Below are 23,610 nucleotides of genomic sequence, written 5' to 3'. Positions count from 1 at the left end.
TTAGAATAAATAAAGGAATATGCAATGGCGAAGACAATATTAATTACCGGTGCAAGTTCAGGCATTGGTGCTGGTATGGCACGTGAATTTGCCAAAAAAGGTTATAACTTAGCAATATGTGCTCGTCGTGTAGAACGTTTGCAAAGTCTAAAACAAGAACTTGAACAACAATATGGCATCCAAGTGATTGCGAAAATTTTAGATGTCACTCAATACGACCAAGTGTTTGAGGTTTTTAACGCTTTTAAATCTGAATTTGGCACATTGGATCGAATAATTGTCAATGCCGGTGTTGGAGACGGACGTCGTATTGGGAAGGGCAAATTTGAAATTAATCGTAGCACAGTAGAAACCAATTTTATTTCAGCATTGGCGCAATGTGAGGCAGCAGTTGAAATTTTCCGAGAACAGAATGCAGGGCATTTGGTGGTCATTTCTTCTATCAGCGCTTTAAGAGGTATGCCGAAGCATTTAACGGCTTATGGTGCGAGTAAAGCGGGAGTTGCGGCTTTGGCAGAAGGTATACGTGCAGAATTACTCAATACACCTATTCAAGTCACCACCATATTCCCTGGATACATTCGTACGGAAATTAATGAAGGCGCACAAAAATTACCTTTTGAAATTGATGAAAAAACAGGCTCAAGACTTTTGGTGGCTGAAATAGAAAAAGCTCCAGCTAAAGCTTATATTCCTAAATGGCCATGGTTACCCATCGGTTTTGCAATGCGAGTTTTACCATTAAAATGGGTCAATAAATTAAGTGGATAAAGATGAATGATATTTATATTCGTCAGAAGATATGAAAATTAAAGCTTAAGATGCAAGGTGAATTCATTAAAGAAAATATTTTTATCTAAATACATAAAATAGCTTTCAGATCGGGGGCTATTTTTTTAATTTGGAAAGACAAAAATTCAACCATCATGTATCATTAAAACATCACAAAAAACCCAAACAAAATAAGATTAACATCATGATTATATTTATTTTATTCGGCATTTTAATCAGTGCTTTTATGGTGCTACTTGCCCGATTTGTTTATCTGTATTTTTTTCAGGATCAATGTTTATCTCAACAATGTTGGTTCGATCTACCATTTGAACTCATGATCATGTATGGACTGGTGATTTTAATCGGCGGGTTTAATGCGTATTTGTATAAAAAACACGATAAAGCATATTTATTATTTTGGGATGCATTAGGCACGTTCTTGTTTTGTATTGCCTTAAATTTTATTTATCGTTGGTGGTTAAATATGTAGAGCAATACTAAATATATAAATAGTAAGCTATGAATAGTTTGAATTTTACTATTGGTACAGAAACATAAATGAGAATACCTCCAACCAGCCATAAATTTGATTGAAGAATGCATTGAAGAATGTCACATCCTATGATTTTCAATCGATTTTTTTATTTTAGAGGGTAAAGATTTTCGATTCTTTTCCCTCTTGTTTTCGTTGATTAAATTTTAATATCAGTACATAAAGTTCAAAATGCTCAATCTTTGATTAATTTTCCGTTTTGTTCCAAAATCACTTTGGCATTTTGTTTCACTTCGAGTAAAACATCTGGCGTGTCATCTGAGCCTATAAGATTACGATAGACAGTATAAGTGTAATGTCCACGTTTAAAAATATAGCTGTGATTACCACCAGAACCCTCAGATTTAACCTTTCCATTGACCAGAATTAAATCCGGCTGTGACGACTGAGATTGATTCGCTTTCCACGCAGCATAACGATATTTCCCATTATTTAATTCATCAATGCGAACCAAATGTTTCGATGTTTGGAAAACGAGCTTTGGTGTTTTGAAAGCTTTTAAACTGGCATGGAGACCTGTTTTTTTCTCAGTAATCAGTTGTTGTCTACGTTGTTTTTCTGCAGGACTACTATAATTCACTGCGGTAATTTTTTCTCCATCAAACCAAATCTCACCATCATTGAGCATAATGCCTCGCCAGCCCATGCTCGACCATTGATTGATATTAGATGAAGCAATACGTTTAATGAGTTTGCTATCAAAAACTTCATCATAACGAGATTTCAGATCTATCGAGTTTTTAACGTTGGGAATCGGTGCCTCACGTAGAAGTGGATATTCAATTTTTTGTGCAATCATTGAAACATCATTTTTTTTAAATATTTGGATTAATTCTGAAACGGATTTTTTTTGTGCTGTAGTTAAATCGTCTGCATAACTACTTATATTATAAGTCATTGTTGCTAAAGCGAGCGCTGAGGTTTGAAGCAGAGTATTTATTTTCATCATTAAATCCATGATATTTCATTAAAATTTTAACTTTAAATAATTTGACTCAGTCCTGAAAAAAATGCAATAGCGCATCTTGTAAAATCCCTTGCCAGATTGCATAAGAATGGCCACCAACATAGTTTTTGTATTCGACATCATGACCTTTTTCTCGTAAATCTTGAGCTACAATCGGTGTTGTCTCTAAAATACTGAGTTCATTGTTATTTCGTGAAGATTCATAACTGTTTGCAGTGATATACCACGCTTGTTTAGGTTGTTTTTGCTTTTCACGAATAATTTTACTCATACCATTCGGTAAGTCAGATGAATGTTCTTGCCACCAAAACGATCCAGATAAAGGTACAACATGGCTAATGTGTTTAGGATTCTCAAGTGCTAAATATGCTGAGCTTAGACCACCTAAACTTGAACCCAATAATACGGTTTTATTTTTATGACGTTTATTTGGCAATTTTTTATCCAACCAAGACAGAAATTCCTGACTGAAAAATTTGGAAAACTCACGGTTGGGTGTGAGTTCTTGCGGTCGAATCTGTTCATTGGGTGGAGAGAGAAACACCGCTTGAATCGGGGGGAGTTTGCCTTGTTCAACTAAGATATCTAAGGCTTTAGGCACATTGAGTAATTCAGCATAATGCTGACCATCAAAGAAAATTGCCGTTATATAGTTTTGGTTTTTCTTAATTTTTTTTGACTGATAAATCTGTATAACACGACTATTATTCAATATTTTACTTTCAAAACGATATGTTTTAAGTTCAGGTTGCTTATGATTTGGAAATTGTGAAGGGTCAATAAACGCAGGGGATTTCGCTAAAATCACAATATTTTCATTGCGAAGAGCGCTTTGATTCGGTGAGTTATTGAAAAAACGGCGTGGATTATAAGGATCAAGTTTATTGACTTTTAAGACTGCACGGCGCTGTGGTCGAGATTCCTTTAAGTTTGGATTTAAATGTGGACAATAGTGGGTCAGAAAATCATCCACTAAAGGAACGTTTACAGCATAACTATAACTTCCCATAAACTGATTTTTCACAATCGCTTCTTTAAACCAAATATTTGTACCTGCAAGACGCGTCAGCCATTCATGATCATTACTCGGTCCACCAATCAAACGCACATTATGTTCTGGCCCATTCCATAAAAAAATTATTCGACTTTTTTCAGCATCGATCTTTTCAACATAAGGTGTACCCTGTTGTTGAACGGTTTGCCAAAACTGTTCAATACGTTGTTGACGCAGTTCTGTTTTAGATTGCGATTTTAAATCCAGTTGTAAGCTACGCAGTAAAGTACTTTCAGGTTGAACGTCTTCACATGGGCGTGCGTGGCTTTTGATGTTTTGTGCTTTAGATGATTGATCTGAAGTTTGAAGTGGTTTCTTTTTTGCGACGTGATTTAGAATTGGACTTTGGGTGGATAAATCTGAGGACTGATAGATTGGGTCTAATATTTTCTTTTGATTATTCGGGCTCAACTGTTTCAATGAAGTATCAGCAACAGCAATGAGTGACGGACTATATAGACCGCTGAACAACAGTGTTAAACAGAGTTTTTTCACAATCATCATCACAAATCACATTATAAGTTTTATAAATGATAATCATTCTAATTAAAATAATCTACTCATCCACACAAACTCTGCTTAAAAAGAATGTATTTATACGAATGATCTTATACACTTTATGGCGACCTGTTTTTTACATCTGAATTGCTCATGTGGTTAAAAATATCGACCGTTGCCTTACTGCCTGCTTTGATTGTGCAAGGCTATAAAGTCAAAAAAAACACTCCAAGATTACCTGAACCACAAGGTGAACGGCATGGACAAGTAGGTCAGGGCGATACAATATCTATTTTAATCGTTGGTGACTCAGCCGCTGCTGGCGTTGGAGTGTCAGAACAACAGCATGCATTATCTGGTGCGTTGCTTAATGCTTTACGGGATCATTTTTCTATATCGTGGCGATTACATGCAAAAACAGGAGATGATTCAACTAAAATTTATCATGCGATTCAAAGCATTGAGCCAAAACAATATGATGTGGTCATTACTTCAATTGGTGTAAATGATGTCACACAGCTCAGCTCTGCAAAAAAATGGATTAGAAAACAGTACGCAATTTATGATGTCATTCAAGCAAAGTTTCAGCCAAAATTGATTTTAGCTTCGGGTGTTCCTCCAATGCATTTATTTCCAGCTTTACCCAATCCATTGGCCTGGTTGTTTGGACAATATTCAAAACAAATGAATCAGCAGCTTAAATATTTTATTGCCCAGCATGCAACTATCCGATACATCCCATTCGACATTGCCAAGTACCAAGAACTTAATCTGGACATGGCTGAAGATGGCTTTCATCCGAGCAAAGAAATTTATGCAGTATGGGCTCAAGAATTGGCAGATATCATTTTAAAACACTTTAAAGATGAATGATTGATTCATAGCGATACAAAATTATTGAGTAATCTTGATGTCAGAATTGGAAAATAAAATTGAAACTCATCCACTCAAACCATTTTTGCCAAAAAATGCCAAACTTTTAATGTTAGGCAGTTTTCCACCACCCAAAAAACGCTGGAAAATGGATTTTTACTATCCAAATTTTCAAAATGATATGTGGAAAATTTTTGGTTTGTGTTTTTTTAATGACAAAAATCATTTTATTGATACAGAAAATAAAACCTTTAAAGAACAAATGATTTTTGATTTTTTAAATGAAAAAGGTATAGCTATTTTTGATACAGCAGAACAAGTGATCCGTTTAGCAGGCAATGCATCGGATAAATTTTTAAAGATTCATCAAACGACCAACATAGAATTATTACTCAATCAAATTCCACAATGCCAAGCCATTGTAACCACAGGTGATAAAGCCACAGAGACATTAATGCTTTCAATGCCTGAAGGTACCATAAAACCAATCATTGGCCAATTTTCAGAAACTCACTATGCTCAGCGAGATTTAAAGCTGTATCGGATGCCTTCTACTTCACGGGCTTATCCTTTGGCTGTTGAAAAGAAAGCCGAAGCCTATATGCAATTATTTAAAGATACAGGATTACTTTAAGTTAATTAATTACTTTATGTTAATTACTCACTATAAGTAAGTTTAAAGCTTTTAATTGAAGTTTGAAATTTTCAATAAAAGAGTTAAGCATATTTTTTTGCCAATAAAACACAGAGTACGACTGCTATTGCTGTAAAGATCATTGCTAAAGAAATGTGTTCACCTAAAATAAATGCTGAAAGCAATAAGCCGAAAAAAGGTTGAATCAATTGTATTTGTCCCACTTGTGCAACTCCACCTAATGCCAAGCCTTTGTACCAAAAGAAAAAACCAATAAGCATACTGAACAATGATACATACAAGAGTCCTAAAATTGCTTGTATGGAGATCGGCTGGAAATGGCTAGGTAGGTAATAAAACATCAGAAACAGCATTAAAGGGCATGAGAAAATTAAAGCCCAACAGATCACTTGCCAGCCTCCCAGTGTTTTGGAGAGTAGTCCACCTTCGGCATAGCCTAATCCACATAAAAGTATAGACAGCAACATATAAAAGTCGCCAATGCCAATCTTTTGAGAGGAGGCATTTGAGAGCATAAATGTAATGACACAACCAGCACCTAAAATTGCAAATATCCAAAATGTGAGTCGTGGTCGTTCCGAAGCACGTAAAACACCAAATATAGCGGTTGCTAGAGGAAGTAAACCTACAAATACAATTGCTCGAGAAGAATCAATATGCTCAAGTGCCATTGCTGTAAATAAAGGGAATCCAATGACCACACCCAAACCGACAATTAGTAAGGATTTAATTTGATGACTATGGATATTTCTCAAATTGAACTGACGAAAAATACATAAACATATGATGCCTGCGAATGTTGCAATCACAGCACGTATACATGTTAGAAATTCAGGACTAAAACTCGTAATTGCTATTTTAGTTGCAGGTAGTGAGCCTGAAAAAATGAGCATTCCGATAAAGCCATTAATCCATCCAAGTGTTTGCTTTTGCATATAAATATCTCGATTTTCATCTTAATATTTAATTCGCAATCTGATAATTTAGACAGTCACAGTCCAATACAATTTAAAAAAACTGTTATGCTAGTGTTTCCATAACAGTTAGGCATAAAGTTATAACTTATATACTCAGATCAATATGTTAAAGACAACAAAAATTGAAAATCTGGTACAGATGATTCAAACACAAATTGCAAACCATACTTTGATTCCTGGGGAGCGTTTACCATCTGTACGACAAATGGCAGAACAAATGAGCTATTCGGTATCAACCGTTATAGAAGCTTATGCAAGACTCGTGGCTATGAATATTATCGAGGCCAGAAAAGGTGCTGGTTATTTTGTTTGTAGTCCACTAAAAACTGCAAATACTATTCAGCCACGTATGCATTATGATCGAGAAGTTGATCCGCTTTGGATTTCAAGACAGTCATTAATTGCAGAAACACATGTGATTAAAGCTGGTTGTGGATGGTTACCAAATGATTGGATGCCTGAGCATTGTATTCGTAAAGCTTTAAAAACGGTGGCTACAAATTCTGTAAATACTTTAATTGACTATCCTCCACCATACGGACATTTGGCTTTAAGAGAATATATTGCGAAAAAAAATGAGAAATATGATTTAAACATTGATACATCACAAATTCTGATTACAGACTCAGCAACTCAGTCAATAGACCTTATTTTTAGACTGTTACTGAAAGCAGGTGATGTCATTCTTATTGATGATCCATGCTATTTTAATTTTTTAGCGCTGATTAATGTACATCATTTACAGGCTATTGCGATTCCTTTTACAGAAACTGGACCAGATTTAAAACATTTTGAAAATGCATTACAGCATCGACCTAAACTTTATCTAACCAACTCAGGTATTCATAACCCAACTGGCGCAAGTCTCGCATTACAAACGGCATATCAAGTTGCTAAATTATGCGAACAAGCCAATGTTGTGATTATAGAAGACGATATTTTTTCAGAGTTTGAGTTTTCACCCGCACCAAGATACTCAGCGTTAATGGGTTTAAATCAAGTCATTCAAATAGGAAGTTTCTCGAAAACGTTATCGGCATCCATTCGTTGTGGTTATATCATTACAGATCATAAAAAAATTGATCAACTCGTTGATTTAAAAATCGCAACCAACTTTAGCAGTGGACATTTAAATGCAGAAATTATCTATCATGCGATGAACGATAGTTCTTATAGAAAACATATTCAGCATTTAAGACAACGCTTAATTAACGCAATGAATGATACCTTGAGACGGTTGAAAGACTTAGGTATCGAAGCTAAAGTGATTCCAAAAGCTGGGTTGTTCATTTGGTGCCAGTTACCTGACGAAATTGATGCCGCTGAACTTTCTAAAATATGTTTACAAAACGACGTGATCTTGGCCCCAGGATCAGCATTTAGTCAAGATGATGCAGCAAAAAAATGCCTACGATTTAATGTAGCGCAATCTTCGCAAGAAAAAGTTTATCAAGTTCTGAAAACGGCGATAGAAATGCTGAGAAATGATACGAAACACTCGACTAAGCACTAGCCATCATATTCAACATAATCCCACAAGTTTAAACGTGCTTTAATGTCTCGACGAATATTGGGCATCATTGGCAGTAATGTACCATCAATCCATAGACTTAAGGCTTGGACAGAAATCATCTGTGCAGATTCATCTAAAATTTTAGCCCCATTAATGGTTACCAAAGTTTTTTCAATCGCTTCAGTCTCAATGCCTTTAAAAAGCACTTGTAACTCATGTCCCGTGTCTTCAATCATCCAGCCCAATTCAATTTGAATATTTTGATTGGATTGAATAACGACGAGACCTTCAATGGTTTCAGAATCTGATAAACAATCATGATCAACACGGACTTTGGCTAAAAACCAATCTTGCTCACTGAGTTCATCTAAAGTTTTTACAGGGGTGAGTATATCGTTCAGATTGAACTGATGACTTAAATCAAAAAATTGCATTGCAATAAATACACAGTGGGAGGGAGAAAATTAAGTTTTGGATTCTAATCCAATCAAAAATCACTGTAAAACATTTGTATAGATTAATCTTTAATAAGTATAAGTAATTATGTAATCATAATTAAAAGAAAACGATGGAATGATCAGTCTAGATATGGAAGGCGCATAAAATCGCAATATTTTGAAGAACGCATTTCCATTCAGGATATACGTATTAACTAGTACATCAAAGTATATGTATAGAAAAGCCCTAAGTAATTAAAGGGCTTTAATATATTGGACTGAGTTTGTCATCCCCCTGTCATTACATCATCCATTCAATTGGGAAAATTGAGACTAATTTAATCACAAATCTTTGAAAACCTGTGGTTTCTGGTTCTTTATCATGGGTTTTAACTAGTCCATTTTTTTGATGATCTAACCAAATAATTTGACCTTGTTCATTTAGATTTAGTTCATAAGCCACTTGAGGTAATAAGGTATCAAGCAATGTGGAGATTTCATTTTGCAATTGGTCAGATTGAACTACCAAGCCGACTTCTGTATTGAGATGTGCAGAGCGTGGATCAAAGTTAAATGATCCTATAAATACAGTTCCATCAATATCGAAAAACTTCGCATGCAGTCGTGATGAGTTTTTTCCTTTGGCAGGTATGACATTTCCTGACATTACTTCATACCAAGTTCGATGCTCACGTTCGATATAGGGCTTAAATTCATATAGCTTAACCCCATGTTGTAGCAAGGTTTTTCTATATTTTTGATAAAATGCATGCACCAACGGAACATCATTGGCCAAAAAAGAATTGGTCAATACTCGAGCTTTAATGTTTTGTTGTTGTAAAGAATTGAGATAATCAGCTCCTTTTTGTGTCGGTACAAAATATGCAGAGACCAATTCAATATGATTTTTAGGTTGGCCCATGATCTGCATAATTTGATTAAACAGGAGTTGGTCTTCAGAGACTTTTCCTCTAATTTTATCTGGAGAATCTGCTAAAAAGTTTGCTTTCGCCCATTGCACAGGACTTTGTTCTAAATTGGTTTGAATTTGTTTTTGCGCTTGCTGTATTTTTATATCGACCGCACTTTTTGGGAAATCACGTGCATCTGCATAACGTTTACGAATTTGCTCTAAACCTGCATTTTGTTTGGCTGATTTAAACTCATGTTTTAATAATTGTTGTACTGAATAACTCAGATCATCATTCCAAAATTGTAGAAATGCATGATTGGCTTGCTCAACAGATTTTCCACCGAAGAAAATATCCATATCTGCAAATTGAAAATGATCACTGGCATCAAAATATTCACTGCTGATATTCCGTCCGCCAGTCACGGCGACAGCACCATCCGCAATAATCAGTTTATTATGCATACGATGATTGATATTTTTAAAACGAAATACATAATCAATCACTCGTAAATGTCTATATTTATAAGGATTAAAAAGTTTAATTTCAAAATTGGGGTGTTGAGCCAACTGTGCCAAGGTTTGATCCAGCTTTGTTCCGTTTTGATCGTCGATGAGCAAACGAACTTTAACCCCTCGATCTGCGGCTTTGAGTAAATCAGACAATAAATGATGACCAATGACGTCATCTTCCCAAATGTAATATTGTAAATCTAAATGGGCTTTGGCATTTTGAATGAGATGTACACGAGCCGCCATACTCATAAAGGGATCTTGCAAACTTAAATACGCTGTAAGACCAGATGCTATGTTTTGTTTAACTTGTTCACTTTCATTGAGCCATTCAGCAGTACGTTCTTGAATAGGCTGATCCTTGGAACTTGTATTCATGGGTAAATGACATCCTGTAATTGCTGTAAAAAGTATGCTGACCAGCAGCAGAAAAAAATATTTTTGATGTGTCATGATTTCCATGAAATTTGTAATGTTTATACGCTCATAATATCACCATGTTATAGGTTGAATCAGATCAGTAAAAGAGGTTACTGTAAGTCATTCTTTTTAGAAGCCAACACAGGAAGTTTAAAAGATGAAATCACGTGCTGCGGTTGCATTTGGTCCAGGTCAACCCTTAGAAATTGTCGAAATTGATGTTGCACCACCTAAAGCAGGTGAAGTTCTAATCAAAATCACACATACAGGTGTTTGCCATACAGATGCATTCACATTGTCTGGTGATGATCCTGAAGGGGTTTTTCCTGCGGTATTGGGGCATGAGGGTGCAGGGATTGTGGTCGAAGTTGGGGAAGGTGTAACGAGTGTTGTACCTGGTGATCACGTTATTCCGTTATACACTGCTGAATGCGGTGAATGTTTATTCTGTAAATCTGGTAAAACCAATCTTTGTGTATCTGTACGTGCTACGCAAGGTAAAGGTGTAATGCCTGACGGCACAACACGTTTTTCTTATAACGGTCAGCCTATTTATCACTATATGGGCTGTTCAACGTTTAGTGAATACACCGTTGTGGCTGAAGTATCTCTGGCTAAAGTTAACCCAGAAGCCAATCCTGAACACGTATGTCTATTGGGGTGTGGCGTAACGACTGGTCTTGGCGCTGTGAAAAATACAGCAAAAGTTCAAGAAGGCGATACTGTTGCAGTGTTTGGTTTAGGCGGTATTGGCTTAGCTGTTGTTCAAGGTGCAAAAAAAGCCAAAGCGAGTCGTATTATTGCTGTAGATACCAATCCTGAAAAATTCAAATTGGCTGAGCAATTTGGTGCAACAGAGTTTTTAAATCCAAAAGATTACGACCGTCCAATTCAAGAAGTGATTGTTGAGAAAACAGGTTGGGGTGTCGATCACTCTTTCGAATGTATTGGTAATACCAATGTCATGCGTTCAGCGCTGGAATGTGCGCATCGCGGTTGGGGTCAATCGATCATTATTGGTGTAGCAGGAGCTGGTCAAGAAATTTCTACTCGTCCGTTTCAATTGGTGACAGGTCGTAGTTGGAAAGGCACAGCATTTGGTGGTGTTAAAGGTCGTTCAGAGCTTCCTGGTATGGTTGAAGAAGCGATGAAAGGTGATATCCAACTTGAACCATTCGTAACACACACCATGGGGCTAGATAAAATTAATGAAGCTTTTGATTTAATGCATGAAGGTAAATCAATTCGTTCAGTGATTCATTTTAAAGACTAAATCAAAATATCTATTCAAATAAAAAGACCGAGCTTACTCGGTCTTTTTATGTTTTTTACATTAAATGAAAACTAAAATGTGCAAACTCAGTTAGTTTGTTGTTTTCAAGACTTCTGCAAAAGAGCTAGCAACATAATCGATATTTTTATGGTTTAAACCAGCAGCACACATACGACCACTACGAACCAAATAAATACCGTATTTATCTTTTAACATATCGACTTGTTCGCCAGTTAATCCTGTATAGCTAAACATACCTTGTTGTTTCACCAAATAGCTAAAGTCACGATCAGGCAAAGCTTGGCTGAGTTTAGATTCAAGCAGTTTACGCATTTCAATAATACGCTCACGCATTACTTTCAGTTCTTGTTTCCATTCAGCGGTCAAAGCAGCATCGTTTAATACATTATTTACTAATAATGCACCAGTCGTTGCTGGGCTTGAATAGATACGACGAACTGTTGCTTTGAGCTGACCTAAAACTTTTTGCGCAGTTTCTTGGTCATCACATACAAACGTCAAACCACCCACACGCTCACCATAAAGTGAGAAAATCTTAGAGAATGAATTGCTGACAATAAAATTCATCCCTGATTTGTCTAGAGCACGAATTAAATACGCATCTTCTTCAATGCCTTGACCAAAACCTTGATAAGCAATGTCTAAGAATGGAAGTAAATCACGCGCTTTAAGCACTTCAATCACTTGATCCCATTCAGCAGGTGTTAAATCTGCACCTGTTGGGTTATGACAACATGGATGAAGAAGGACAACAGCTTTGGCTGGAAGTTTATTTAATTCTTCAAGCATTGCTGGCACATTCACACCATTGGTCGCTGCATCGAAATAAGGGTAGAAATGTGATTTCACACCAGCACCATTAAAAATGGCAATGTGATTGTCCCAAGTCGGTTGGCTGACCCAAATGTCAGATTCTGGGAAGTATTTTTTGATAAAATCTGCACCGACTTTGAGTGCACCTGAACCACCTAAGGTTTGAATAGTCACTGCACGGCCATCTTTACGTGCTTGGCTATGTTCACCTAAAACTAAAGCTTGAGTCGCTTCGTTATACGACTTTAAACCATCCATAGGTAGATAAAGTTTAACGGCGTCATTTAACGGTTCAATATTTTTATGCGCTTTTTTGACTGCATTGAGCTGAGGAACGATGTTTTCTTCGTTGTAATATAGACCAATACTTAAATTTACTTTTTCTGTACGACTATCCTTACCGAAGTCTTCCATAAGCGAAAGGATTGGATCACCTGCATAAGGATCTACATGTTGAAACATGGTCTAATTTCCTAAGTCAAACTAAAAAATTGTATGTGCAGATACTATATATAATTTAAAGTTTCACTCAACACCTAAAAACACGATAAATAGTTATATATATCGAAACTTTTGCTTATAACGACATTGATTCATACATGCTTAAAAGCAAATAGATCAGATTTCATCAATTGCTTTTAAAATGTAAATATTGGTCATGAGTGAGGCAATTTCATTTATAATTCGGAAAAATTTCTCTTATTTATTTTGTGACTATTCAAATATTGAAGTAAAAACTTATGATCTTAAATTTCCAAAGAAACGAGTCATTGACTATAAATACACGTCCTACATTGGTCCTGATTCATGGCTTATTTGGAAGTTTAAGTAATCTGGGGATGTTGGCAAGAGCTTTTGAAAATGAATATGACGTGATCCAAATCGATGTTCGCAATCATGGGCTTTCAGGGCAGAGTGAACATATGGATTATGCTCAGTTAGCACAAGATATTGTCGATACACTTGATCATATTGGAATTCAAAATTTTTCAGTGATAGGACATTCTATGGGTGGCAAAATTGCCATGAAACTCACTGAAATTGCGCCAGAACGTTTACAAAAACTTGTCGTGCTTGATATGGCACCATTTGCTTATCAAAAAAATAATCACGATGAAATCTTTAAAGCTTTATTTGCTATTGAACAAGCCCAAATTACAACGCGAAAAGAAGCCACTGAGATTATGAAAAGGTATATTCGTGAAGATATGGTGATTCAGTTTTTACTTAAATCATTTCACAAGGGTGAATGGTTATTTAATGTCAAAGCGCTTTTTGATGAATATTCAAAGATTATTTCTTGGGAAAACTTACTCCCTTGGGAAAAACCAACATTATTTATCCGTGGAGAAAAATCACCCTATATTGGTGAAATTCAACGTCAAGCGATTGCAACACAGTTTAAAAATTCTGCTGTTGAAATGGTCGATGCAGGGCATTGGTTACATGCCGAAAAAACCAATGAGGTTGTACACTTCATTCAAGATTTTTTAAACCATAAAATCAAGTAAACAGCTACTGATTTGATTTTTATCTCAATCAAGGCTTTCTTTTTATATCTTAATCGGCCAAGGAAAGCATGCTTCTATGATTTTGAATAATTTTTTATTTAAAAAAATAGATTAAGTCACACTTTTAGAAATTTTTGTTTATTTGACAGTATTATAATTTTTATAGATAAGATACATTTATATTTGCCTGATTAAAAACTGTGCACACTTATCATAATTAAATCAGTTTGAATCACATTAATCATTTTTATCAAACATAACTAAAAAGACTTTTAACATATTGTTTTAAATTAGATAAAATTTAATTAAACAAATAAAAAATGCTTAATTGTTGTGCATTGTGTCTATTAATATTGTATGATCTAAAAATGCACTACGTTTTTATTTAAAAATAATAAGTGCTATAATAATCAATAATTTTTTATTATTTGTGATTGGCTTCACTATTTTAAAATCAAAATTGTTTGTACTTTATAATTTTATTTAGTGTAAACAAGGGGTGAAAAAAATAATCAATATTGTGACAATCAATATTCAATTATTTGCCAGTACAAAATTAGATGTAGGTTAATATATGAGCATTCTGGATTTGAAAGGTGATTCAGTATTAAGTCAAATGGATACATCCCAAGGAACAGGGAAGAGTACGGCAGGATCATTAAGCCATGATTTTAAGGTTGCTTTAGATTTATTGCCGCATTTGGTTTTGGTTATTCAGTCTGGCATAGGTTATTGCAATACGGCTTTAAAGAATTACACAGGCGTAGACTCACAAAATATCCACTATAGCGATCTTATTAAATTTCTACATCCAGAAGATGCTGAACATTTTTATAATATCTGGGCAACAGCTCAAAAGTCTGGCAAAAGATTTGAAAAAGAATGCCGAATTAAAAAACATGATGGTGAATATTTTTGGTTTTTACTGATCGCAGAAAGTCATAAGAATCCGCATAGGAATAATGAGTTTAATTGGACCATCAGCTGTACAAATGTGCATGATCGTGCAGTCAAACTTCGTGAAACAGCAGATTTATTGCGTGCAAACTCTAATATGTTGGATGTGAGTGTCGATTGCATCAAGATCCTTACGCCAGATGGTCGTGTTTCGCATATGAATAAATCTGGCTGCATTGCTTTGCTTGGACAAGAGCATGTTCGTCAATTTGGTATGGATTGGCTGAGTTTATTGCCTCCTGAAATTCGAGAACAAGGTAAAAAAGCGATTAGAAGTGCTGCAAAAGGCAAAAATACACGCTTTGCTGGCAAAAGTATTTCTGGTGAGATGACATTCTATTGGGACAATATGCTTACCCCAGTCATCAATGAAGAGGGTGAAACCACCAGCATTTTATGTGTGTCACGCGATGTTACTCTACAGCGAATTGCAGAAAATAAACTTAAAATTTCCAGTGATTATGATGATCTGACAGGTTTAATGAATCGTCGTGCATTCAAAGCCACCTTAAGACACGCCATTACGCAAGCGAAGAAAAATAAAACCAGTATTGGAATGATGTTTATCGATTTAGATTATTTCAAAAATATCAATGACACATTGGGGCATCCAGCAGGCGATCATCTACTGCGTGTGTTGGCAAAACGTTTAATCAAATGTGCCAATGAAAATACTTTCGTCTCAAGGTTAGGTGGTGATGAGTTTGCAGTCATTGTGACCAATATGACCAGCACTGATGATTTGCAAAACATCATCCAACTCATTTTAAAACAAAATGATGCACCAGTTACCTACTCAGGAAAGTTGATTAACGGCGGTATGAGTATTGGCTGTGCTGTATATCCGAAAGATGCATCAGATGTGTTTGGTTTGATGAAATGTGCAGATACCGCACTGAACGATTTAAAAGATCGTGGGCGCGGTGGGTATCGCATGTATGATAAAAAAATGCTCGCTGAAGCTGAGTTGAAAACCAAGCAACTTGAAACAGCACGAATGATCATTCGTGAAAACAGAATCGAACCTTTTTATCAGCCTAAGGTTCGTTTAGATGATCGTAGCATCATTGGTTTTGAAGCATTATTACGTTGGCGTGATCATTACGATAAAATTCATTTCCCAGGTTCGGTTGTTGAAGCATTTAATGACTATGAATTAGCGACCAAATTTAGTGAAATCATGCATGAAAAAATCTTTACAGATTTATCAAGCTGGATCAAAGATGGTCTTGATGTTGTACCTGTTTCAATCAATGCATCACCTATTGAGTTTATGCGTGACAACTACGCAGAATTACTCATTGCACGATTGAATAAGTTTAATATTCCAGCACATTTGGTTGAAATTGAAATTACGGAACATATTCTTTCAGAACGAGGTTCAGAGTTTGTGATTCGTGCCTTGGAAAAATTAAAGACATTAGGATTACGTATTTCACTGGATGACTTTGGTACTGGCCATTCATCTATGACGCATTTACGGGACTATCCTGTCGATTGTTTAAAAATTGATTATGCCTTTGTTAGCTGTATGAATGAAGAAAATTCAATTAGTTCAATTGTTGAAGGCATTGCAAAACTTGGTCCAATTCTGTCTTTAGATGTGATTGCTGAGGGGATTGAAACAGATCAACAATTGCAAAGCTTAAGAGCTGTAGGATGTGAGTATGGTCAAGGTTTCTTGTTTAGCCGGGCGATTGCAGCCAAATATGCTGAAGAAATGTTGATTAGTAAAGTTGCATAATCCTTCGTTGTGTTTTGTTGCAATGATTTTAGTGCAATGTAGTGTTGCGAAATCGTGGTTGAACTAAATAATTGATCAACTTAGGAATATTTTAAAAAACTGATTACTTTAGGCTATACAAAGGATAAAAATTATTTTAAATAAATTACTTGTAAATTGTTTAATTTATGCGTATTGTAATTTTAATTCAGATTTCTAGTATATAACGATGCAGAACCAGATTGTGAACATCAACGCTTATTATTACTTTTGGCAATTTATGATCTAGTTGCCTGCTTCGTTTCGGGCAACGTTTAGGTTGCCCATCAAAGTTTATACCTGATTGGGCAACCCCAATCAGGTTTTTTTATGCATCTTTTTTAACATTTCGGGAGTATTCACATGAACATTTTTAACGCATCATATTTTAGCAATCATTATTGGTTTTACTTTAGTCAATTTAAAAATCTAGCCATTCGACTCAATACGCTCAAATAAACGATCGGACTGAATAAAATAGTCCAAAGGAAACACCAATGAATGCTTTAAATGTCGCTTTAGAAAATACAAAAAAAACTCAAGAAGTTTGCTTAAGCTTACCAGAGCAATTAAAAGCTCAACTCCCATTATCCGATCAACTTGCACAGCAAATTGCTTCGCATCGTCAAACCATTGAAAATATTTTACAAGCGAAAGATCATCGTTTATTGGTGATTGCTGGTCCATGTTCGATTCATGATCCTGTTGCTGTACTTGAATACGCACAAAAACTCAAACACATTCAAGCGAAGGTTGCAGATCAAATTTTCATTGTCATGCGAACTTACATAGAAAAACCACGTACAACAGTGGGTTGGAAAGGTTTTCTGTATGATCCAGAACTCAACAATTCTGGCAATATGCAATTGGGACTTGAGAAATCCCGTCAGCTTTATTTAGACATTATCGCATTGGGTTTACCTATTTCTTCTGAAATTCTAAATCCTATGGCAACAGGTTATTTCGATGATTTATTGGCTTGGGGCGCTATTGGAGCACGTACCAGCGAATCACAAATCCATCGTGAAATATCAAGTCATATGCCGTATAGCATTGGCTTCAAAAATGGTACAGATGGTTCAATTCAAATTGCCTTGGATGCGATTCAATCTGCTTCAAATCCGCATCAATTCATGGGCATGAGTCAATCAGGTTTACCGTGTATCATTAGTTCAACAGGGAATCCACATCCGCATTTGATTCTACGCGGTGCAAATCATGGTCCAAACTACCAGTTAAGCGAAATTGAGAAAATCAAAGCCAAAAACAATGGCAAGCTTCCAGCTTTAGTCATTGATTGCAGTCATGGAAATAGCCATAAAGATCCACTCAAACAACCTGAAGTGTTAAAGCAGATTATTGAAGAACGTCATTTAACCAATGTTCGCGGTATCATGCTTGAGAGCTTCTTGGTTGACGGTCAGCAAAAAATATGTGACCACATGACTTATGGACAGTCTGTGACAGATGGATGCTTAGGTTGGGATAAAACGCAGAATCTTTTCATTGAAGTTGCTGAAATGTTGAATGAACAACTCAAAATTAAGCGTAGTGCTTAAAAGTCTGGGATGTTTAAGCAGAAAATTTAATTTGATTCTTTAAGATCAAGCACCACCGTGTGCTTTTTCTTTTTTTAACGGCAGGTATTGTTTTTTATCTGATTGTCGAAATTAAAAGCGCACAAAACGGTAATAAATCACACATCTATAAAATAATAAGTAGTAGTATTAATTTTAAAATTTGAGCTATTACACAAATTTATGCATTATTGAAATTATAAACAACTTAATGATAACACAAGCTTTTATTCATAAATAATCATGATGTTATCGCATATTAAAGCAATTAAACGGGGTTCACTTCTATGTATACAGCTGATTTATTAAATGAAGCTCGTAATTACATGTTTCGCTTACTGAAGACTGTATTTGATAATGGCGGATCGGATTTATTCATTACTTCCGAATTTCCACCAAGTATGAAACATCAAGGTTTAATGAAACCACTCAGTTCACAACCGTTAACTGCAGATAAAACAAAATTATTTGCATATAGCATTATGAATGAGAAACAACGTGGCGAATTTGAACGTGATATGGAGTGTAATTTCGCAATAAGCGTACCCGAAGTTTCACGCTTTCGTGTCAATATTTTTCAACAGCAACTGAACGTAGGGATGGTGATTCGTACCATCACTTCTGAAATTCCAAATTTTGAAAAATTAAAGCTACCTCAATCGATTAAAAAAGTGATCATGGAAAAACGTGGTCTAGTACTGGTCGTGGGAGGGACAGGTTCTGGTAAATCAACCTCTTTAGCTGCCATGATCGACCACCGCAATGAAAGCTCAGCAGGGCATATTATTACCGTTGAAGACCCTGTTGAGTATGTGCATAAGCATAAAAAATCCATGATTACCCATCGTGAAGTGGGTGTGGATTGTCACAATTGGCACAATGCTTTAAAAAACACACTTCGACAAGCCCCAGATGTCATTCTGATTGGTGAGATTCGAGACACTGAAACCATGGAACATGCGATTGCCTTTGCTGAGACAGGACATTTATGTTTAGGTACGCTGCACTCTAACAATGCCAACCAAACACTTGACCGTATTATTAACTTTTTCCCAGAAGAACGTCGTAATCAATTATTGATGGATTTATCATCCAATATGAAAGCGATTATTTCTCAACGTTTGGTGAGAACTGAAGATGGAAAAGGGCGTCGTGCTGCAGTTGAGATCATGCTCAACACGCCATTAATTTCAGACATGATTTTAAAAGGAAATTTTCACGAGCTAAAAGAGATTATGGGTAAATCTCGCGAACTGGGAATGCAAACCTTCGACCAAGCGCTTTTTGATTTATATGATGAAGGCGCCATTGGCTATGATGAGGCAATCCGAAATGCGGATTCGGCAAACGAATTGCGTCTACAAATTAAACTGAAAAGTAAACGAGGTGAAGGCAACTCTGCACCAAGTGCAATGAATTTAAATATGCAACATGATGAAAGTGAATAAAAATTAAAAAACTATTAAAAAAATCAGCCAAAAGGCTGATTTTTTATGGTGACTTAAAAATTATAAACCTGCTTCATAGTCAGCGCTTGAAAGTAGTTTTTCAACGTCTGCAATATTGTTTGGTTTAATCTTATAGATCCAACCTTTACCATAAGGGTCATCATTGACAAAATCAGGATCATCTTCAAGGTTTAGGTTGATTTCAACCACTTCGCCAGAAACTGGTGCATGAATATCTGATGCTGTTTTTACTGATTCAACGACACCAGCTTGCTCACCAGCTGTTAATTGGCGACCAACTTCTGGTGCTTCGACATAAACCAAGTCACCTAAAGCATCTTGGGCATGATCAGAAATTCCGGTCACAACCAGATCACCTTCAATTTTCACCCATTCATGGGTAGCAGCATACTTCAAATCTGAAGGATGATTCATGAGGACTCCTTGTTACTCAACAATGTTTTTGTGAGTTATACATGTTTTTTTTATAAAACGAAAGTTTTACACACTTTATAAATATGGATCTTTGCGCCAACTACTTGGGCTACGTCCGCTCCAACGTTTAAAGGCGCGACTAAAATTGGCAACATCAGAATAACCAAGCTCGTCGGTGATTTGTTCGAGGGTATAATCTGTACGTGACAATAAAGATGTCGCGTGTCGATAACGAACTTCATCCACAATCGTTGAAAATGAAGTGCCTTCAGCAGCTAATTGACGTTTTAAGGTGCGGTCAGACATATGTAGGCGATCAGCCACATGTTCAATGCTTAGATAATGTTGTTCAGAATGCGTCAAAATATCACGGACACGCATGGATATACGGCGTCGTTCACCCAGTTCAGACAGCTCTGCTTCACATTGATTAATGGCGATTTGACTGGCAATCGGGTCAGCATTGACCATTTTTAAGCCTAAATACTTTTTATCAAAACACGCCAAAAAATGCGGTTGATCAAAACGAATATTGTTGAGTTTATTCATTTTTAATAAGTATTTATCAAAGCCTTCAGGTTTGGGAAAATCAAAATCAATATCACCGTGCAGATCTTCAATACCTGTTAATGCTTTGGCCATTGTGATCACACCAAAGGTAAGCGCCATCACAATTTCGGTGCGCAGAGGTTCAATGTCAATATCACATTGCAATTGCAAAGACACTTGCTCTGTAAAAGTCGAAAAATGAAACTGTAGAAATGGCATGCGAAGCTGTATAAAACGATTTGCAAGTACCAGTGCATCAGTAATTTCATTGGCGGTCATAATGGCATAGCCAATAAAACCATGAATTGAAATTCGCATCTGATTACCTAGGTGATAACCCAAGGTACTTTCACCAGTCATTTTTCGTGCCAAAATGATCATTTCATTGGCGACATGCAGAGGGATACGAAAATCAGGATCAGCGAGCTGCTCATTCGTATAATTAAAAGGGGTAAATAAAGATTCAGCGCTGTAGCCCCAACGGGAAACTACATCTAAAAGTAACAGGCCGTAAACGCCTGGTATACCTGAATCTTGACGAGGAGTGACAGTTTTCATTTGCGATCCGTGCTGTTCACAATTTTTCTAATAATGTTATTTAACTAGGTAATTTAAAAAACATAGTGACATAAAATCGCATGAAAATCATTTTAAATTGTAGGACAAAGCTTAGCTTTGTCCATGACCTAAATTGGATTTCATCACTAAAATTTTATTGGTTGCGAGCAATAAAACATCACCATCTTGGTTACGAGCTTGTGAGACATAAGTCACAATACCACGATCTGATTTGGTAATTGAAGGGGTAATGGCAACAATTTCAATTTCGATATGTATACGATCACCAACATTGGCAGGGCGTGTCCAACGTAGACTAGATTCTGTTGCAATTAAACCATTGGCAATTGGAAAGCATTCGGTGAGTAAACGCATAGTCACCGCTGAAGTATGCCAAGCGCTAGCAACAATTTTTTTAAAAACAGGATGTGTTTGAGTGGCTTCAGCATCGATATGAAAAACTTGAGGATCATATTTGTGTGCAAATTCTTCAACTTCTGCCAAAGTCATTTCGTATTCACGACTTTTAAATTGATCCCCAACTTTTAAATCTTCTAGATAAAGCATGTTACTCAGGTTCCTTGTTGTGTTCTTGCTCTTGCAATTTTTGTTCCACCAGGAATCCACCTGTTTGTCTTTGCCAAAGTTGTGCATAGATACCATTTTGAGCAATCAACTCGTCATGCGTACCTTGTTCAGCAATATTCCCTTGATCCAAAACAATCAGACGATCCATTTGAGCAATTGTAGATAAACGATGCGCAATTGCAATCACTGTCTTATTTTTCATTAAATCATCTAAACTCGATTGAATCGCTGCTTCAACTTCCGAGTCAAGTGCACTGGTGGCTTCATCAAGCACCAAAATAGGTGCATCTTTTAAAAAGACCCGTGCAATGGCAATACGCTGACGTTGTCCACCTGAGAGTTTTACCCCACGTTCGCCTACGTAAGCGTCATAGCCAATGCGACCTCTTAAATCAGTGAGACTCGGAATAAAGTCTTCAGCTTTGGCTTTTCGAACAGCTTCAAACATCTCTTCATCTGAAGCCTCTGGTCGACCATATTTGATATTTTCAGCGACAGTACGATGAAGAAGAGAGGTATCTTGGGTCACGAGTGCAATATTTTTTCTTAAACTGTCTTGGGTTATATCTTCAATATTTTGACCGTCAATTAAAATTTTGCCTTGATTGAGCGAATAGAAATGCAATAAAAGCTGAATTAATGTCGATTTTCCTGCACCTGAACGTCCAACAATGCCAATCTTTTCACCAGGATGTATGGTTAAATTCAAGTTTGAAATTACGTTCTTATCATTATAAGCAAAACTCACCTGATCAAATTTGATTTCACCATGTTTGATCTGTAATGGTTTGGCATCTGGTTTATCTTGTATCTTAATCGGTTTGCCCATGGTCACCATACCATCTTGAATCGTTCCGATATTTTCAAATAAAGCAGAGGTTTGCCACATCATAAACTCTGCCATGCTATTGAGTTTTAAAATCATGGCAGTTGTCGCAGCAATCACACCAATATTGGCCTGACCCTGAAGCCATAACCAAACCGCGGTGCCTAAAACACCAAAAAATAAAATGGCTGTGAGTAAATTAATGCAAATATTGTATAAAGACGCCAAACGCATTTGTTTAAATACAGTGACCATAAACAATTGCATCGATTCTTTGGCATATTGGCTTTCACGACCTGCGTGGGCAAATAGCTTTACGGTTTGAATATTGGTATAGGCATCCGTTACACGGCCCGTCATGACAGAGCGTGCATCGGCCTGATCTTTAGAAATTCGCCCTAAATGCGGAATAAAGAAACAAGCAGCGCCAATAAACAATCCTAACCACACTAATAAAGGAATCAGCAGAATAGGTGAGACTTGAGCCATCACTACGCTGATGGTAATGAAATAGATCAAAACATACGTGAGCATATCGCCCAAAATGACCCAAAATTCACGCACCGAAAGTGCTGTCTGCATGACTTTTGCAGATAATCGACCGGCAAAGTCATTATGAAAAAAATCTAAGCCTTGTAGTAACAGTAAATTGTGAAAACGCCAACGAAGACGCATTGGAAAACTACTAAATAAAATCTGGTGGCGAATAACGGTTTGTAAATTGGCAAATAAAATATTAGCCAATAATACTGCACTTAAGACCATTAAATGTGTTCGATGATTGCTTAAAAACGTTTCTGGGGTCGATGTTGTTAGCCAATCGACCAAATGCCCAATTTGGGAAAAGAAAATGGCTTCAAAACTTGCAGTCAGTGCGGAGAAGATCACCAATAAGAGTAAATAGCGTTTAACGCCTGAAGCAGCGTCCCAAACAAATGGAAAAAAAGTTTTCGGTAAGGGTTCATTCAAGTTTTTTTCTGGATAAGGATCAACTCGTTTTTCGAACCATTGCAGCATTTTCATTCTCATTTAAACATTTTATCTCTGGCTTAAGTTTACTGTGAATTGTGCTATGCGCAAATCTATATCGTCATCATTGATACAATTATCATTTTTACTCCAAAGCATTTCCCAAAATTCATCATCGT

General features: G+C 36.3%; 20 protein-coding genes. 10 read left to right on the top strand and 10 right to left on the bottom strand.

Translation table 11 applies throughout. From position 1 onward, the window contains the following. Positions 1–24: 24 nt before the first annotated feature. Both G8E00_RS08225 and G8E00_RS08220 read left to right on the top strand, forming a co-directional pair. Positions 25–771 carry an SDR family oxidoreductase gene (locus G8E00_RS08225; protein ID WP_166223602.1) on the top strand — a complete coding sequence of 249 codons (747 nt, stop codon included), beginning with the start codon at positions 25–27 and terminating at the stop codon, positions 769–771. A gap of 205 nt (positions 772–976) precedes the next feature. After that, complete coding sequence (locus tag G8E00_RS08220) at positions 977–1,264, top strand: hypothetical protein (RefSeq protein WP_166223599.1); 288 nt, start codon at positions 977–979, stop codon at positions 1,262–1,264. Positions 1,265–1,502: 238 nt separating this feature from the next. On the opposite strand, the gene G8E00_RS08215 is transcribed toward G8E00_RS08220, so the two are convergent. Together G8E00_RS08215 and G8E00_RS08210 are read right to left on the bottom strand one after the other, a co-directional pair. Beyond that, positions 1,503–2,273 (bottom strand): hypothetical protein, encoded by a 771-nt coding sequence (locus tag G8E00_RS08215; protein ID WP_166009949.1) that lies wholly within the window; start codon positions 2,271–2,273, stop codon positions 1,503–1,505. A gap of 49 nt (positions 2,274–2,322) precedes the next feature. Next, positions 2,323–3,852 carry an alpha/beta hydrolase-fold protein gene (locus G8E00_RS08210; RefSeq protein WP_227591346.1) on the bottom strand — a complete coding sequence of 510 codons (1,530 nt, stop codon included), beginning with the start codon at positions 3,850–3,852 and terminating at the stop codon, positions 2,323–2,325. Between the two features lie 147 nt (positions 3,853–3,999). On the opposite strand from G8E00_RS08210, the gene G8E00_RS08205 reads away from it, so the two are divergent. Continuing rightward, a complete protein-coding gene (locus tag G8E00_RS08205; RefSeq protein ID WP_166223596.1) occupies positions 4,000–4,719 on the top strand; it encodes an SGNH/GDSL hydrolase family protein in 720 nt (239 codons plus the stop codon). 37 nt (positions 4,720–4,756) lie between these two features. Then, positions 4,757–5,353 carry a uracil-DNA glycosylase family protein gene (locus G8E00_RS08200; RefSeq protein WP_166223593.1) on the top strand — a complete coding sequence of 199 codons (597 nt, stop codon included), beginning with the start codon at positions 4,757–4,759 and terminating at the stop codon, positions 5,351–5,353. A gap of 83 nt (positions 5,354–5,436) precedes the next feature. Here the strand turns inward: G8E00_RS08200 and G8E00_RS08195 are convergent, their stop codons facing one another. Further along, positions 5,437–6,309, bottom strand: coding sequence for a DMT family transporter (locus G8E00_RS08195; protein WP_166223590.1), 873 nt, complete (start codon positions 6,307–6,309; stop codon positions 5,437–5,439). Positions 6,310–6,454: 145 nt separating this feature from the next. On the opposite strand from G8E00_RS08195, the gene G8E00_RS08190 reads away from it, so the two are divergent. Beyond that, on the top strand, positions 6,455–7,864 hold the full coding sequence (locus G8E00_RS08190) for an aminotransferase-like domain-containing protein (protein WP_166009957.1): 1,410 nt from the start codon (positions 6,455–6,457) through the stop codon (positions 7,862–7,864). Here G8E00_RS08190 and G8E00_RS08185 read toward each other — a convergent pair. Both G8E00_RS08185 and G8E00_RS08180 read right to left on the bottom strand, forming a co-directional pair. Continuing rightward, positions 7,861–8,298, bottom strand: a complete 438-nt coding sequence (locus tag G8E00_RS08185) for a hypothetical protein (protein WP_166223587.1) — start codon at positions 8,296–8,298, stop codon at positions 7,861–7,863. The two genes, G8E00_RS08190 and G8E00_RS08185, sit on opposite strands and share 4 nt — an antisense overlap. 304 nt (positions 8,299–8,602) lie before the next feature. Further along, positions 8,603–10,186, bottom strand: a complete 1,584-nt coding sequence (locus tag G8E00_RS08180; RefSeq protein WP_166223584.1) for a phospholipase D family protein — start codon at positions 10,184–10,186, stop codon at positions 8,603–8,605. Between the two features lie 115 nt (positions 10,187–10,301). On the opposite strand from G8E00_RS08180, the gene G8E00_RS08175 reads away from it, so the two are divergent. Beyond that, positions 10,302–11,417, top strand: a complete 1,116-nt coding sequence (locus G8E00_RS08175) for an S-(hydroxymethyl)glutathione dehydrogenase/class III alcohol dehydrogenase (protein ID WP_166009963.1) — start codon at positions 10,302–10,304, stop codon at positions 11,415–11,417. A 90-nt stretch (positions 11,418–11,507) separates the two neighbouring features. Here G8E00_RS08175 and G8E00_RS08170 read toward each other — a convergent pair whose 3' ends face one another. Then, a complete protein-coding gene (locus tag G8E00_RS08170; protein ID WP_166223581.1) occupies positions 11,508–12,713 on the bottom strand; it encodes an amino acid aminotransferase in 1,206 nt (401 codons plus the stop codon). A gap of 278 nt (positions 12,714–12,991) precedes the next feature. On the opposite strand from G8E00_RS08170, the gene G8E00_RS08165 reads away from it, so the two are divergent. The 4 genes from G8E00_RS08165 (at position 12,992) to G8E00_RS08150 (ending at position 19,506) form a co-directional block, all read left to right on the top strand. Further along, positions 12,992–13,762, top strand: a complete 771-nt coding sequence (locus G8E00_RS08165) for an alpha/beta fold hydrolase (protein WP_166223578.1) — start codon at positions 12,992–12,994, stop codon at positions 13,760–13,762. 574 nt (positions 13,763–14,336) lie between these two features. Beyond that, positions 14,337–16,463 (top strand): sensor domain-containing protein, encoded by a 2,127-nt coding sequence (locus G8E00_RS08160; RefSeq protein ID WP_166009969.1) that lies wholly within the window; start codon positions 14,337–14,339, stop codon positions 16,461–16,463. Positions 16,464–16,978: 515 nt separating this feature from the next. Next, positions 16,979–18,040 (top strand): 3-deoxy-7-phosphoheptulonate synthase, encoded by a 1,062-nt coding sequence (locus tag G8E00_RS08155; RefSeq protein WP_166223575.1) that lies wholly within the window; start codon positions 16,979–16,981, stop codon positions 18,038–18,040. 305 nt (positions 18,041–18,345) lie between these two features. Then, positions 18,346–19,506: a PilT/PilU family type 4a pilus ATPase gene (locus G8E00_RS08150; protein WP_166009973.1), complete on the top strand. Its 1,161-nt coding sequence runs from the start codon at positions 18,346–18,348 to the stop codon at positions 19,504–19,506. 60 nt (positions 19,507–19,566) lie between these two features. Here the strand turns inward: G8E00_RS08150 and gcvH are convergent, their stop codons facing one another. From gcvH to G8E00_RS08130, 4 genes are all read right to left on the bottom strand, one after another. Beyond that, positions 19,567–19,941 carry a glycine cleavage system protein GcvH gene (gcvH, locus tag G8E00_RS08145; RefSeq protein ID WP_166009975.1) on the bottom strand — a complete coding sequence of 125 codons (375 nt, stop codon included), beginning with the start codon at positions 19,939–19,941 and terminating at the stop codon, positions 19,567–19,569. A 75-nt stretch (positions 19,942–20,016) separates the two neighbouring features. Further along, positions 20,017–21,048, bottom strand: coding sequence for a helix-turn-helix transcriptional regulator (locus G8E00_RS08140; RefSeq protein ID WP_166009977.1), 1,032 nt, complete (start codon positions 21,046–21,048; stop codon positions 20,017–20,019). Positions 21,049–21,159: 111 nt separating this feature from the next. Beyond that, positions 21,160–21,615 carry a MaoC/PaaZ C-terminal domain-containing protein gene (locus G8E00_RS08135; protein ID WP_166223572.1) on the bottom strand — a complete coding sequence of 152 codons (456 nt, stop codon included), beginning with the start codon at positions 21,613–21,615 and terminating at the stop codon, positions 21,160–21,162. 1 nt (position 21,616) lies between these two features. After that, a complete protein-coding gene (locus G8E00_RS08130) occupies positions 21,617–23,479 on the bottom strand; it encodes an ABC transporter ATP-binding protein (protein ID WP_166223568.1) in 1,863 nt (620 codons plus the stop codon). Positions 23,480–23,610 lie beyond the last annotated feature (131 nt).

The sequence above is a fragment of the Acinetobacter shaoyimingii genome (genome assembly GCF_011578045.1).
Classification (GTDB): domain Bacteria; phylum Pseudomonadota; class Gammaproteobacteria; order Pseudomonadales; family Moraxellaceae; genus Acinetobacter; species Acinetobacter shaoyimingii.
Note: the sequence above shows the minus strand (reverse complement) of the source record. Positions and strands in the feature narration are given on the sequence as shown.

What these genes read in the sequence shown, in the direction of transcription:
- G8E00_RS08225 (WP_166223602.1), top strand. Translation starts at nt 25, where the DNA reads ATGGCGAAGACAATATTAATTACCGGTGCAAGTTCAGGCATTGGTGCT.
- G8E00_RS08220 (WP_166223599.1), top strand. Translation starts at nt 977, where the DNA reads ATGATTATATTTATTTTATTCGGCATTTTAATCAGTGCTTTTATGGTG.
- G8E00_RS08215 (WP_166009949.1), bottom strand. Translation starts at nt 2,273, where the DNA reads ATGAAAATAAATACTCTGCTTCAAACCTCAGCGCTCGCTTTAGCAACA.
- G8E00_RS08210 (WP_227591346.1), bottom strand. Translation starts at nt 3,852, where the DNA reads ATGATGATTGTGAAAAAACTCTGTTTAACACTGTTGTTCAGCGGTCTA.
- G8E00_RS08205 (WP_166223596.1), top strand. Translation starts at nt 4,000, where the DNA reads ATGTGGTTAAAAATATCGACCGTTGCCTTACTGCCTGCTTTGATTGTG.
- G8E00_RS08200 (WP_166223593.1), top strand. Translation starts at nt 4,757, where the DNA reads ATGTCAGAATTGGAAAATAAAATTGAAACTCATCCACTCAAACCATTT.
- G8E00_RS08195 (WP_166223590.1), bottom strand. Translation starts at nt 6,309, where the DNA reads ATGCAAAAGCAAACACTTGGATGGATTAATGGCTTTATCGGAATGCTC.
- G8E00_RS08190 (WP_166009957.1), top strand. Translation starts at nt 6,455, where the DNA reads ATGTTAAAGACAACAAAAATTGAAAATCTGGTACAGATGATTCAAACA.
- G8E00_RS08185 (WP_166223587.1), bottom strand. Translation starts at nt 8,298, where the DNA reads ATGCAATTTTTTGATTTAAGTCATCAGTTCAATCTGAACGATATACTC.
- G8E00_RS08180 (WP_166223584.1), bottom strand. Translation starts at nt 10,186, where the DNA reads ATGGAAATCATGACACATCAAAAATATTTTTTTCTGCTGCTGGTCAGC.
- G8E00_RS08175 (WP_166009963.1), top strand. Translation starts at nt 10,302, where the DNA reads ATGAAATCACGTGCTGCGGTTGCATTTGGTCCAGGTCAACCCTTAGAA.
- G8E00_RS08170 (WP_166223581.1), bottom strand. Translation starts at nt 12,713, where the DNA reads ATGTTTCAACATGTAGATCCTTATGCAGGTGATCCAATCCTTTCGCTT.
- G8E00_RS08165 (WP_166223578.1), top strand. Translation starts at nt 12,992, where the DNA reads ATGATCTTAAATTTCCAAAGAAACGAGTCATTGACTATAAATACACGT.
- G8E00_RS08160 (WP_166009969.1), top strand. Translation starts at nt 14,337, where the DNA reads ATGAGCATTCTGGATTTGAAAGGTGATTCAGTATTAAGTCAAATGGAT.
- G8E00_RS08155 (WP_166223575.1), top strand. Translation starts at nt 16,979, where the DNA reads ATGAATGCTTTAAATGTCGCTTTAGAAAATACAAAAAAAACTCAAGAA.
- G8E00_RS08150 (WP_166009973.1), top strand. Translation starts at nt 18,346, where the DNA reads ATGTATACAGCTGATTTATTAAATGAAGCTCGTAATTACATGTTTCGC.
- gcvH (WP_166009975.1), bottom strand. Translation starts at nt 19,941, where the DNA reads ATGAATCATCCTTCAGATTTGAAGTATGCTGCTACCCATGAATGGGTG.
- G8E00_RS08140 (WP_166009977.1), bottom strand. Translation starts at nt 21,048, where the DNA reads ATGAAAACTGTCACTCCTCGTCAAGATTCAGGTATACCAGGCGTTTAC.
- G8E00_RS08135 (WP_166223572.1), bottom strand. Translation starts at nt 21,615, where the DNA reads ATGCTTTATCTAGAAGATTTAAAAGTTGGGGATCAATTTAAAAGTCGT.
- G8E00_RS08130 (WP_166223568.1), bottom strand. Translation starts at nt 23,479, where the DNA reads ATGCTGCAATGGTTCGAAAAACGAGTTGATCCTTATCCAGAAAAAAAC.